Genomic DNA, 12,238 nt, shown 5'->3' with positions numbered 1-12,238 from the left:
GCCACCGGCGCGGCGCAGCTGCGCTCGCGCGCGGGCACCTTCACCGCGACCGGGGCGATTACCGGCGGCACGGTGAACATCGGCGGCACCGCTATTGCACTGGCCAATGTCACCAGCACGGCGGGAGCCATCGCCATGGCGGCGAGCGCAGGCAACCTGAGCTTCGGCACGTTGACCTCGTCAGCCAACACCCAATTCACCGCGACCGGATCGGTCACGGGCGGCGACATCACGGCAGGCAGCTGGATCGGCACCACCGTTGGCGGCAACATGACGCTGGGCAATCTGCGCACCACTGGGCCGGGCACATCGCCCAACGGCTTCAGCATCGGGCTCGGCGCGCAGGGCAATATTGTCACCGGCACGATCAACAGCTTCGGCCTGCTCGGCATCGGATCGGATGACGGCCAGGGCAATTTCGGCAATGCCACCAGCATCACCACCGGCGCGATCACCGCAGGCGGAACCGTGCTGGCGCGCGCCAACCAGGGCATCGTGACTGGCGCTATCAGCTCGACCAACGAGATCCGCGTGCGCGGCGCCAGCGTGACCACCGGTGCGCTCCAGGCGACCAATGCGGTGTTCGCCGCAGCGCTGAACGGCAATCTCAACACCGGCAACGTCACCACCGGCACCAACGCGCTGCTGCTCGCCTCGCAGAGCATCAGCACGGGCAGCATCGGCACCGGCACCAGCGGCACGATGCTGCTCGCCAGCAGCGCGGGCCTGGCGCCGACCGCCAACCTTTCGCAGATCGACCTCAACGCCCTGCTCGCGGCCACCCCCGCGCGCGTCGGCGGCAGCGTGTCGATCGGCGCGACGACGACGGGAACGCTGCTCGGCGCCTCGACCGGAACCTTCTCGGCCAACAGCACGATCACCGCGGGGACGCGGATCAGCCTGGACGTCGGCGGCACGGCGGTGTTCGGCGGGCTCGCGGTCGCCCCGACCATCGCGATCAGCTCGGGTGATATCGCCTTCTCGCAGGGTGGCGGCCTGGGCAATGCCAATACCGGCACGATCACGCTGACCGCCAACCGCAGCGGCGCGGTGGTCATTGGCGGCACGGCCGACAGCCAGTCGCAGCAGAGCGGCTACACGCTCGACGGCAGCGAGATCTCGCGCATCCGCGCGCAGAACATCGTCATCAACGCGCCCAATGTCTCGTCGACCGGCACCGGCGTCGAGATTCGCGCGCTGACGATGAACGGGTCGAGCGCGTCGAGCGGCGTCAACCTCAACGGGTCCGAGGGCAGCCTGACGATCAACACGCCGGGGACCATCCGGGTCAACGGCAATGCCGTGTTCAATGCGATGGCGGCCACCAACCGCGTGTCGCTCAATGCGGGCCGCGTGGAGATCAACGCCGATACCGGCGGTCTCTTCCTCAACGGCAGCTCGCCGGGCGGCATCCTCTCGATCAACGCCAACAACATCCATATCGCCAGCGCCTCGCTGCTCGAGCGGCTGGCGGATAACGTCAATTTCGTCGGCCGCGACACCGCGCTCGGCCTGCCGATCGCGACTGCGCGCCCCGATGGCGTGATCCAGGCCTCGAGCCTGAGGTTCACGGTGGGCAGCACGCTGCTGATCCAGAACACCGGCACCTCGCTGCTCAATGCAGGCTTTTTCGGCCGCGTCGGCAGCTTCCAGGTGACCCCGCGCAGTTCGCAGAGCCAAGGCACGCCCAACCTGATCGATCTGGTGATCTATGGCCAGCTGCTCGATACCGGCGATCTGGTGCGCAACGGCACCTCGGTGCGCGACCTGATCTTCCCGCGCTCGACGAGCAGCACCGGACAGGACAGCGGCGGCCCGAGCGGCTTTACCAGCACGTCCAGCGTCAACGGCTGTCTGCTGAGCGCGATCTCGTGCGGCGGGGGCGGCATTACCGAGACCGGTCCGACCGTGATCAGCCATGCCGGTCCGCCGCCGCCGACCCCGGCGGCCGAGCGCGAGGCGCAGAAAGAGCAGGAAGAAGCCGAAGCCGCCGCCGAAGAGGCCGCGCGTGGCGAGGCCGCTCCGCGCAAGCCGATCATGCCGCCGGTGACCATCGTCAACACGCGCCGCCTGGGCGTCGAGCCGATCATCGACGAGCCCGTGACCAGCGGCGGCAACCCCAATCTACAGCTCGACGTGCCGCTCGCCGAAACCGTGCCCGATACCGGAGGACAGCCATGATCCGCCCCTCGTCCCTTCAGCCTGGCCTGGCCCGCGCGTTGTGGCATGGCGGCACGGCCCTGGTCGCTCTGGCGGCGGGGCTGGGCTCGCCCGCGCTGGCGCAGACGCAGGAATCGATCGCGCTGCGCGACAGCTTCCGCGTCGGTTCGGCGGGCGTGCTGTGCACGGCGCAATACCGTCCGACCGACCCGGCGCTGACCAGCATGTTTGATCGCGGCTATCGCGTGGTGTGCCGCGATGCCGCCAGCCCGGTCGCCTCGCTCTACGCGCTGCGCGGGGGCGAGGGCGACCGGCTGGAGCGCTATCTCGCGGCTGCGGCCACGCGCCTGTCCTGCGGCACGAAGCAGGTCACCGAGGTCGAGACCGCAGGCGGCGCGAGCGTGATCGAATGCAGCGATCCCAAGGCCGGGGTCGATTATCGCATCTATGCCGCCGTGCGCGGCGACACGGTGTTCGTCGCAGAAGGGCTTGCGGGCTATGACTCGGCGCTCAAGCTGGCGCTCGCGGCGCTGGTGACCGACCGCGCCGTGCCCGGCACGGTCGATGTCGCGACCACCCAGGTGAGCGATCCTGCCGCGTTCGCCCGCATCCAGGCGGGCACGCTCGACGAGGAATCGGCACGCGTCGAGGCCTATATCCGCAACAATTACGGCGCCTATGCCGAATCCGCCGAATTCTTCGAGACGCTGGCCGCGCGCGAACAGGGCGGCAGCGAACGCACCGCCGAGTTCCTGGCCAACCAGGCGCTGCAGCAATCGAACCTGGGCGATTTCGCTACGGCGGGTGCGCTGTTCGCGCGCGCGGACAAGCTGGTCGCGGCGAGCGACGGCGTCACCCAGCGCATGATCCGCAATTTCCGCGCGATCGATGCGATCAACCAGCGCAACCCTGCCGAAGCGCTCAAGGTGCTCGACCGCCCGGTCTCGGTCGATACCGAGCTGGTCGGCGAGGCCCGGCTGTCGCAGGGCGAGATCACCAAGATGCTCGCCGACCAGATCAACCGCGAGAATAGCGGCCTCAAGCGGCTGGGCGGGGTCGATTCGAGCCTGACCGGTCCTGAACGCGCGCAGATTCTGGACGGCCAGGCGCTGCTGCTGCGCGGCACCGCGCTGCGCCTTTCGGGCCAGGGCGATGCTGCGCTGGTGGCCTTGCAGCAGGGCATCGACACGATCGTCGCGGTGCGCAATGGCCGGATCAGCTCGACCGGATGGCTGCGTGCCGAAGTGGCGACGCAGCGCGCGCTGATCCAGGAATCGCGCGGCGATCTGGTCGGTGCACGCGCAGGGCTGACCGAGGCGCTCGACATCTACAAGCTCAGCTATCCGCAATCGCCCGGGCTGCTCAGCGCCAAGGGGCGGCTCGCCGCCTTTCTGGCGCGGCGGGGCGAGGCCGATGCCTCGATCGCGCTCTATGACGAGATCGTCGCCGAGGGCGAGGCGGTGCCCAGCGCACGCGCCGCGATGAAGGAGATGCTGGGCCCCTATTTCGCCCAGTTGGCCACGCGCGCGGACAATGACCCGTCGGTCGCCGCACGGATGTTCAACGCCAGCCAGCTGCTCCAGCGGCCCGGCGTCGCGCAGACCCAGGCGGTGCTGGCGCGCGAACTTTCCGAAGGCAATGACGAGGCGTCTGCGCTGTTCCGCCTGGCGGTGACGCGCACCCGCGAGATCGCGCGCACCAGTGCCGAGATCCAGCGGCTCGAAGCCCTGCCAGCGCCGACGCCCGAGGATCTGGCCACGCTGGCGCTGGCGCGCGAATCGCTGACCACCCAGCAGAACGAGCAGACCGCGCTGCAATCCAGGCTGGGCCAGTATTCGCAATATCGCGTGCTCTCGCCGACATCGGTGACGCTCGCGGAGCTGCAGAAGCTGCTCGGCCCGCGCGAAGGCTATTACAAGGTCAGCTTTGTCGGGCAGACGGTCTATGGTCAGCTGATCACCGCGGACAGGGTGCGCACCGTCAGCATCGCGCTGACCCGGGCCGACCTCGACAAGGTGGTGGCCAAGCTGCGCGATTCGATCGTCGTCATCGAGAATGGTCAGCCGACCAACTATCCGTTCGACGTCGTCGAGGCGCGCAAGCTCTACGAGGCGCTGTTCCCCGGCCTGAAGCAGGATCTCGCCGGGATCGAGCATCTGGTCTACGAGCCCGATGGCGCGCTGCTGCAATTGCCGCCGGGCCTGCTGGTCGAGGACCAGAAGGGCGTCGATGCGTATCTGGAACGTTCGGCCGCGATCGATGCCGACCCGTTCGACTTTACCGGCGTCGCCTGGTTCGGGCGCGACCGGCGCTTCTCGATCGCGGTGTCGCCGCGCTCGTTCGCCGATGTCCGCACCATCGCTCCGGCGCGCGGCAAGCAGACCTATCTGGGTGTCGGCGAGAACGCTCCGCCGCCCGAGCGGATCCAGCTCACCGCCGCGCGCCGCGATGCCGATTGCGAATGGCCGATCGCGACCTGGATGGACCCGATCTCGCCCGCAGAGCTCAAGCTCGCGCAGAGCGTGCTGGGGGCTGGCCGGGCGAACGTCATCACCCAGCAGAGCTTCAGCGACACCGCATTGCTCAACCGCGACGACCTCAACAACTATCGCATCCTGCACTTCGCCACGCACGGGCTGGTCACCGCGCCGCGCCCCGAATGCCCGGCGCGCCCGGCCCTGGTCACCTCGTTCGGCGATGCGAGTTCGGACGGGCTGCTCAGCTTCAAGGAGATTTTCGACCTGAAGCTCGATGCCGATCTGGTCATCCTCTCGGCCTGCGACACGGCGGGGCTGGCGACGGTTTCGGCCTCGCGCGAGGCGGGGATCGAGACCGGGGGCAATTTCGCGCTCGATGGTCTGGTCCGTGCGTTCGTGGGTGCCGGTGCCCGCTCCGTGCTGGCGAGCCACTGGCCGGTGCCCGATGATTTCAACGCGACCGAGAACCTTATCTCCTCGCTGTTCAAGGCCGCGCCCGGCACCGCGATGAACGAATCGCTCGCCAAGGCGCAGCGCGCGGCGATGGACGATCCGCTGACCTCGCATCCCTATTACTGGGCGGCGTTCATCCTGCTCGGCGATGGGACGAAGCCCCTGGTGAACTAAGGGGCGCTGAAATAGGCCTGCACTGGTCAAGACGGACGCAAGCGCCTATCTTGACCCATATGGGATTCTTTCGCGACATATCGCCGGTGCGCGCTGCATCGGACCTGAAGGCCTATTGGTTCGACCAGCAGGAGCATAAATGGCGCTTTCTCGCGCTGTCGGCGGCGTGCACGATCGCAATCTTCGGCGCGTTCATCAGCGAATCCGGCTTCGAGGTGCAGTGGAAGCGCCCCGAGATCATGTGGGTGACCAGCCTGGAGCCGGGGCGCAGCGACGCGCAGATCCGCAAGGAGATCGAGGCCAACCAGCTGCTCAAGGAAAAGCGCGCGGCCGAACAGTTGAAGCGCGAGGAAGAGCGCAAGGCGCAATATCGCCGTCTCGCCGAACAATTGGGCATGGATACCGAGTGATTGCACCCGCGCGGTCCGATGCCGACTGGATGCGCGCCGCCATAGCCCTGGCCGAGCGCGGGCGGGCGCTGTCCAGCCCCAACCCTTCCGTCGGCTGCGTGCTCGTGCGCGATGGTCGCGTCATCGGGCGCGGCTGGACGGCCCCCGGCGGCCGCCCGCATGGCGAGGCGATGGCGCTCGATCAGGCAGGCAATGCCGCGCGCGGTGCCACCGCCTATGTTACGCTCGAACCCTGCGGCCATGAAAGCACGCGCGGCCCGGCCTGTTCCGATCTGCTGATCGCCGCCGGTTTGGCGCGCGTCGTGATCGGCTGCCAGGACCCCGACCCGCGCACCAACGGCGCCGGGATCGACCGGCTGCGCGCGGCGGGCATCGCGGTCGAGAGCGGTGTGCTGGAAAGCGAGGCACGCGCCAGCCTCGCCGGTTTTCTTGCCCGGCAGACGCTCGGCCGTCCGTTCGTCACGCTCAAGCTCGCCACCTCGCTCGACGGGCAGATCGCGCTCGCCGATGGCACCAGCCGCTGGATCACCGGCGATGCGGCGCGTGCGCATGCGCATGTCGAGCGCACGCGGCATGACGCCATCCTGGTCGGCGGTGGCACTTTCCGTGCCGATGCGCCGAAGCTCGACGTGCGGCTGCCCGGGCTCGAGCAGCGCTCCCCCCGCCGCGTGCTGCTGAGCCGCATGGGCGATGCGCCGCCGGGCTGGACCGGTATCGCCGCACCCGAGGACATCGCGACGCTGGACGGAACCGACTGGCTGATGGTCGAGGGCGGGGCCGAGGTCGCCGCCGCGTTTCTGGCGCGCGACATGGTCGACCGGCTGCTGCTCTATCGCGCGCCCGTCCTGATCGGGCGCGGGATGGCGGCTTTGGGCGATATCGGACTGAGCGATCTGGCGCACGCGCATGGCCGCTGGCGGCTCGCCGACACGCGGCTGCTTGGCAAGGACCGGATGGAAAGCTACCAGCGGGTGCGCTGACCCGCCGCATCGAGGACCCATTTCATGTTCACAGGCATCATCACCGATATCGGCACCATCGACCATGCCGAACAGCGCGGCGACCTGCACGCCCGCATCCGCTGCCATTATGACATGTCGGGCGTCGCGATCGGCGCGTCGATCGCCTGTTCGGGCGCGTGCCTGACCGTGACGAGCAAGGGCGATGACTGGTTCACCGTCGATATTTCCGCCGAAACGGTGAGCAAGACCGCCGCCAACCGCTGGGTCCAAGGCAAGCGCCTGAACCTCGAACGCGCGTTGAAGATCGGCGACGAGCTGGGCGGGCATATCGTCACCGGCCATGTCGATGGCGTCGGGACCGTCGCTGCGCGCGAGGCCGAAGGCGATTCGATCCGTTTCACCATCGCCGCCCCGGCCGCGCTCGCGCCCTATATCGCCGCCAAGGGATCGATCACCGTCGACGGCGTATCGCTCACCGTCAACAGCCATGCCGACCAGTCCGACGGCACCGTGCATTTCGGCCTCAACATCATCCCGCACACCTGGGAGATGACCACGCTGGGCGAGTTGCAGCCCGGCGATCCGGTCAATCTGGAGATCGACGTGCTGGCGCGCTATCTGATGCGAATGAACGAGGCAAAATCGCTTTCGATGTGATTTTCTGGTTTCGACTCACATTGTGATGTGATACTGGAGTGTCCGAAAGGATATTCCCATGTCAGCGCAATTGATCGAACGCATCGTCGAAATCATCGAGACCGGCCAGGAAAGCCGCGCCGGGCTGGCGCGCGCCGCCGGCCTGCACGCCAATTCGCTGCGCAAGCTGGGCGAACCCGACTGGAACCCGACCGCCGAGACCTTGGGCAAGCTGGAACGCTATCTCTCGCGCGACCCCGCCGGCGTCATGGCGACGGCGGAAGAGATCATCAACGAGGCGCGCAACGGGCGGATGTACATCCTGGTCGATGACGAGGACCGCGAGAACGAAGGCGATCTCATCATCCCAGCGCAGATGGCGACCCCCGATGCGATCAACTTCATGGCCAAATATGGTCGTGGGCTGATCTGCCTCGCCATGACGCGCGACCGGGTCGAGCAACTCGGCCTCAACCTCATGTCGCGCAACAACGGCACACGCCACGAAACCGCGTTCACCGTCTCGATCGAGGCGCGCGACGGCGTCACCACCGGGATCAGCGCGGCGGACCGATCGCGCACCGTCACCGTCGCGATCGACCCCAGCAAGGGGCCCGAGGAGATCGTTACCCCGGGCCATGTCTTCCCGCTGATGGCGCGCGATGGCGGCGTGCTGGTGCGCGCAGGGCATACCGAGGCGGCGGTGGACGTGTCGCGGCTCGCGGGGCTCAACCCCTCGGGCGTGATCTGCGAGATCATGAACGACGACGGCACCATGGCGCGGCTCGACGACCTGATCGAGTTTGCGCACATCCACGGCATGAAGATCGGCACGATCCGGGACCTGATCGCCTATCGCCGCCGTCACGACCATCTGGTCGAACGCCGCGCCGAGGCGCGCTTCACCAGCCGGCACGGCGGCGAGTGGAAGGCGATCGTCTTCTACAACAAGGCCGAGAAGAACGAGCAGATCGTGCTGCAAAAGGGCCATGTCGATCCCGACAAGCCGACGCTGGTGCGCATGCATGTGCTGAGCCCGTTCTCCGACATCTTCGGCGAAACCGGCGCACGCTCGGGCGTGCTGGGCAAGGCGATGGACCTGATCGGCGAAGAAGGCGCAGGCCTTGTCGTGCTGCTCAACCGGCATGGCATCAACAGCCTCAGCAACGCCGTACGGATGAAATCGGGCGAGGCCGTGCCCGATATGGAAGAGCTGCGCGATTACGGCATCGGCGCGCAGATCCTCACCGAAATGGGCGTGAACGAGATGGAATTGCTGACCAACTCGCACCACAGCCTGGTGGCGCTCGACGGCTATGGCCTGTCGATCGTCGGCGAACGCCCGATCCCGATGGACTGAACGCCGGTGCGGCGGGGCTTCAGACGGTGAAGCTCTCGCCGCAGCCGCAGCTACCCTTGGCATTGGGATTATTGAACACGAAACCGGCGGTGAAATCGTCTTCCACCCAGTCCATGGTCGATCCGATCAGATACAGCACCGATCCGCCATCGACGTAGAAGGTGCCACCGGCGGTCTCGATCTTCTCGTCGAACTTCACCTCTTCGGTGACATAATCGACCGAATAGGCGAGGCCCGAACAGCCCCGGCGCGGGGTGGAGAGCTTGACCCCGATCGCGCCTTCGGGCGCGTTCGCCATCAGATGCGCAATGCGCGCTTCGGCCGACGGGGTGAGCGTCAGCGCAGCGGGACGGGCACGGGTGGTGGTGGTCATCGTCAAAGCATCCCCATTTCGAGGCGGGCCTCGTCGCTCATCTTGCCGGGATCCCACGGCGGATCCCAGACCAGATTGACCTCGGCATCGGCGATGCCCGGGACCGAGCAGACCTGCATCTCGACCTCGCCCGGCATGGACTCGGCGACCGGGCAATGTGGCGTCGTCAGCGTCATGGTGATGACCGCATGCGCGTCGTTCACCTCGACGCCGTAGATCAGGCCCAGATCGTAGATATTCACCGGGATCTCGGGATCGTAAATGCCCTTCAGCCGGTCGATCACCGCCTCGTACACCTCGCCACCCGGCTCATTCGGAGCCAGACCCTGCGGCTTTTCAGCGAGGAAACCGTCCAGATAGTCGCGGCGGCGCGGTTCCGCGGGCGCCGCGTCCTCGACCACGTCCTGCACGCGCGCCTTGGGCGGCTTGGCCACTGCCTCGACCTCGTCGATCACGATCTTTCCCGTCTCTTCCATAAGCCTCACCCAAAAATCCTGCGGACCCGTTCCAGTCCCCGCACCAGGGCGGCGACATCCTCGCTGTTGCTGTAAATGCCGAAGCTCGCGCGCGCGGTCGCGGGCACGCCCAGATGATCCATCAGCGGCTGCGCGCAATGATGCCCGGCGCGGATCGCCACGTTCGCCTCGTCCAATATGGTGCCGATGTCGTGCGGATGCACCCCCTGCATCTCGAACGACAATATGCCCGCGCTGTCCTGCGGCCCGAACAGGCGGATCGCGTTGATGCCCGACAGCGCGTCCTGCGCCTCTGCCACCAGCGCGCATTCGTGCGCATGGATCGCCTCGACGCCGATCGCTTGCACATAATCGATTGCCGCCGCCAGCCCGATGGCGCCGGTGATATGCGGCGTACCCGCCTCGAACCGCTGCGGCGGCGGGGCATAGGTGGTGCGTTCGAAGGTCACCCGGTCGATCATCGCGCCGCCGCCCTGCCAGGGGGGCATGGCATCGAGCAGCGCGGCCCGGCCCCACAGCACGCCGATGCCGGTCGGGCCATAGAGCTTGTGCGCGCTGTAGACGTAGAAGTCGCAGCCCAGGGCGGCGACATCGACGGGCAAGCGCGGCACCGCCTGGCAGCCATCGAGCAGCAGCAGCGCGCCGACATTGTGCGCCAGCGCCGCCGCGCGCTTCGCATCGAGCACGCTGCCGAGCACGTTCGACACATGCGCGAGCGCGACCATCTTGTGCGCCGGCGTCAGCATCGCCTCGACCGCCTCGAGATCGATCTGGCCATCTTCGGTCAGCGGCGCGACATCGATCACCGCGCCGGTGCGCTCGGCGACCAGCTGCCAGGGCACGATATTGCTGTGATGCTCGAGCTGGCTGAGCAGGATGCGGTCGCCGGGCTTGAGGTTCTTGCCCCCCCAGCTCGAGGCGACCAGGTTGATCCCCTCGGTCGCGCCGCGCAAGAACACGGTTTCGTCCTCGCGCCCACCGATGAACGCCGCCGCCTTGCGCCGCGCATTTTCGTACGCGATCGTCATGTCCGCCGAGCGCGCATAGACGCCGCGATGCACCGTCGCGTAATCGCGGCCATAGCTCTGCGCGATCGCGTCGATCACGGCCTTGGGCTTCTGGGCGGTCGCGGCGGAATCGAGATAATGCCAGGGCTCACCCGAGGCGGTGACCAGACCGGGAAAATCGGCGCGATGGTCGAGCAGCCGGGGTGCGGTGAGCGTGGTCATTACGCCAGCCCCTCCAGCGCGGCGAGCGCGCGCGTTTCGATCGCCTCGCGCGCGGCATCATCGTCCAGCGACACGAACGCGTCGGCGATGAACGCCTGCAGCATCAGCTTGCGCGCCACCTGCGGCGGCAATCCCCGCGCGGCCATGTAGAACAGGGCCTGCTTGTCGAGCTCGCCCACAGTCGCGCCGTGCGCGCATTTCACGTCGTCGGCATAGATTTCCAGCTCGGGCTTGGCATTGGCGGTCGCGGTGCGGTCGAGCAGCATCGCCTTTACCGACTGCGACGCATCGGTCTTCTGCGCGTGGCGCGCGACCGCGACCTTGCCGAGGAACGATCCGGTCGCCCGGCCTGCCAGCACGCTGCGCACCACCTGGTTGCTGGTGGCATTGGGGTGGGCATGGTTGACGCTGGTGACGATCTCGAGCGTCTGGTCCGAATGGCCCAGGATCGCTCCGCCCATCTCGAAATGCGCGCCTTCGTGCAGCAGCACATGGATGCTCATCCGGCCGTAATCGGCATCGGCGCACAGCAGGTGCAGGTGGAATTGCGCGCCCGCCTCGATCTCGACATCGAGATCGGTGATCGACACGCCCGACAGTGCAACCGGCAGCACGATCTGCCTGTTCAGCGTTTCGCCTGCGGGCACCACGATCCGCTCGGGCCCCTGCGGCACATCGCCCCAGACGCGCGCGAGCGCATCGAGATCGGCATAGCGCCAGGCCTCGTCGCGGCGGGTGGGGAGGGGGATGACGTTGGTCATCACGCCACGGCCTCGTAACCCTGCTCTTCCAGCTCCAGCGCCAGCTCGGGCCCGCCGCTGCGGACGATGCGGCCACCGGCCAGGACATGGACGAAATCGGGCTTCACCAGATCGAGCAGCCGCTGATAGTGGGTGATCAGCAGCACCGCCTTGTCGCCCTTGCGCATGATCGCGTTGATGCCTTCGCCGACGATGCGCAGCGCGTCGATGTCGAGCCCGCTATCGGTCTCGTCGAGCAGCGCGAGCTTGGGATCGATGATCCCCATCTGCACCATCTCGTTGCGCTTTTTCTCGCCGCCCGAAAAACCGACATTCACCGGGCGCTTGAGCATCTCCATGTCCATGCGCAGCAGCGCGGCCTTTTCCTTGGCGAGCTTGATGAACTCCGCGCCCGACAGCGGCTCCTCCCCGCGCGCCTTGCGCTGCGCGTTGAGGCTCTCGCGCAGGAATTGCAGGTTGGAGACGCCGGGGATTTCGACCGGATACTGGAAGCCTAGGAACAGGCCAGCCGCCGCGCGTTCATGCGGTTCGAGCGCAAGCAGGTCCTGCCCGTCAAAGGTCGCGGAGCCCTGCGTCACCTCATATCCTGGCCGTCCACCCAGCGTGTAGGCGAGCGTCGACTTGCCCGCGCCATTGGGCCCCATGATCGCGTGGATCTCGCCCGCATTGATGGTGAGCGACAGCCCCTTGAGGATCGCGGTTTCGCCGACCGTGGCGTGGAGGTTTTCAATCTTGAGCATTGTCATTCCGTTCTATCCCTCTCCCTT

At 67.3% G+C, this 12,238-nt stretch carries 11 protein-coding genes; 6 read left to right on the top strand and 5 right to left on the bottom strand.

The window, feature by feature from the left end:
- The 6 genes from AX735_RS25895 to ribB all read left to right on the top strand — a co-directional run.
- On the top strand, nucleotides 1-2,181 hold a 2,181-nt coding region (locus tag AX735_RS25895), incomplete at its 5' end, for a hypothetical protein (protein WP_202189581.1).
- Nucleotides 2,178-5,264: a CHAT domain-containing protein gene (locus AX735_RS13925; protein ID WP_066281388.1), complete on the top strand. Its 3,087-nt coding sequence runs from the start codon at nucleotides 2,178-2,180 to the stop codon at nucleotides 5,262-5,264. The genes AX735_RS25895 and AX735_RS13925, both read left to right, overlap by 4 nt.
- Before the next feature lie 50 nt (nucleotides 5,265-5,314).
- Nucleotides 5,315-5,674, top strand: a complete 360-nt coding sequence (locus AX735_RS13920; RefSeq protein ID WP_137775786.1) for a hypothetical protein — start codon at nucleotides 5,315-5,317, stop codon at nucleotides 5,672-5,674.
- Nucleotides 5,671-6,654 carry a bifunctional diaminohydroxyphosphoribosylaminopyrimidine deaminase/5-amino-6-(5-phosphoribosylamino)uracil reductase RibD gene (gene ribD / locus AX735_RS13915; protein ID WP_446471819.1) on the top strand — a complete coding sequence of 328 codons (984 nt, stop codon included), beginning with the start codon at nucleotides 5,671-5,673 and terminating at the stop codon, nucleotides 6,652-6,654. Before AX735_RS13920 ends, ribD begins: the two co-directional genes overlap by 4 nt.
- A gap of 24 nt (nucleotides 6,655-6,678) precedes the next feature.
- Nucleotides 6,679-7,293, top strand: coding sequence for a riboflavin synthase (locus AX735_RS13910; protein WP_066281378.1), 615 nt, complete (start codon nucleotides 6,679-6,681; stop codon nucleotides 7,291-7,293).
- A gap of 58 nt (nucleotides 7,294-7,351) precedes the next feature.
- On the top strand, nucleotides 7,352-8,632 hold the full coding sequence (gene ribB, locus AX735_RS13905) for a 3,4-dihydroxy-2-butanone-4-phosphate synthase (RefSeq protein ID WP_066281372.1): 1,281 nt from the start codon (nucleotides 7,352-7,354) through the stop codon (nucleotides 8,630-8,632).
- A 19-nt stretch (nucleotides 8,633-8,651) separates the two neighbouring features.
- Here ribB and AX735_RS13900 read toward each other — a convergent pair whose 3' ends face one another.
- Genes AX735_RS13900 through sufC form a run of 5 tightly spaced genes read right to left on the bottom strand, consistent with a single transcriptional unit; the run spans nucleotide 8,652 to nucleotide 12,211 of the window.
- The gene (locus AX735_RS13900; RefSeq protein WP_066281371.1) at nucleotides 8,652-9,005 is read right to left on the bottom strand and encodes a HesB/IscA family protein; all 354 of its coding nucleotides are present in this window, start codon (nucleotides 9,003-9,005) and stop codon (nucleotides 8,652-8,654) included.
- Nucleotides 9,006-9,007: 2 nt separating this feature from the next.
- Nucleotides 9,008-9,481, bottom strand: a complete 474-nt coding sequence (locus tag AX735_RS13895) for an SUF system Fe-S cluster assembly protein (protein WP_066281369.1) — start codon at nucleotides 9,479-9,481, stop codon at nucleotides 9,008-9,010.
- A gap of 5 nt (nucleotides 9,482-9,486) precedes the next feature.
- Entirely contained in the window at nucleotides 9,487-10,710 is a 1,224-nt protein-coding gene (locus tag AX735_RS13890) for a cysteine desulfurase (RefSeq protein ID WP_066281364.1), read from the bottom strand.
- Nucleotides 10,710-11,471 carry a SufD family Fe-S cluster assembly protein gene (locus tag AX735_RS13885; protein ID WP_066281361.1) on the bottom strand — a complete coding sequence of 254 codons (762 nt, stop codon included), beginning with the start codon at nucleotides 11,469-11,471 and terminating at the stop codon, nucleotides 10,710-10,712. The genes AX735_RS13890 and AX735_RS13885 overlap by 1 nt, the downstream gene beginning before the upstream one ends.
- Nucleotides 11,471-12,211: a Fe-S cluster assembly ATPase SufC gene (sufC, locus tag AX735_RS13880; protein ID WP_066281358.1), complete on the bottom strand. Its 741-nt coding sequence runs from the start codon at nucleotides 12,209-12,211 to the stop codon at nucleotides 11,471-11,473. The genes AX735_RS13885 and sufC overlap by 1 nt, the downstream gene beginning before the upstream one ends.
- Nucleotides 12,212-12,238: the final 27 nt, after the last annotated feature.

The organism is Blastomonas sp. CCH1-A6 (assembly GCF_001556365.1).
Classification (GTDB): domain Bacteria; phylum Pseudomonadota; class Alphaproteobacteria; order Sphingomonadales; family Sphingomonadaceae; genus Blastomonas; species Blastomonas ursincola.
This window is presented reverse-complemented; position numbering and strand designations above follow the sequence as displayed.

Bases quoted from the DNA above. Each gene is read 5' to 3' on its own strand.
- ribB (WP_066281372.1), top strand. From the start codon at position 7,352: ATGTCAGCGCAATTGATCGAACGCATCGTCGAAATCATCGAGACCGGC.
- AX735_RS13895 (WP_066281369.1), bottom strand. From the start codon at position 9,481: ATGGAAGAGACGGGAAAGATCGTGATCGACGAGGTCGAGGCAGTGGCC.
- AX735_RS13900 (WP_066281371.1), bottom strand. From the start codon at position 9,005: ATGACCACCACCACCCGTGCCCGTCCCGCTGCGCTGACGCTCACCCCG.
- AX735_RS13890 (WP_066281364.1), bottom strand. From the start codon at position 10,710: ATGACCACGCTCACCGCACCCCGGCTGCTCGACCATCGCGCCGATTTT.
- sufC (WP_066281358.1), bottom strand. From the start codon at position 12,211: ATGCTCAAGATTGAAAACCTCCACGCCACGGTCGGCGAAACCGCGATC.
- AX735_RS13910 (WP_066281378.1), top strand. From the start codon at position 6,679: ATGTTCACAGGCATCATCACCGATATCGGCACCATCGACCATGCCGAA.
- AX735_RS13885 (WP_066281361.1), bottom strand. From the start codon at position 11,471: ATGACCAACGTCATCCCCCTCCCCACCCGCCGCGACGAGGCCTGGCGC.
- AX735_RS13925 (WP_066281388.1), top strand. From the start codon at position 2,178: ATGATCCGCCCCTCGTCCCTTCAGCCTGGCCTGGCCCGCGCGTTGTGG.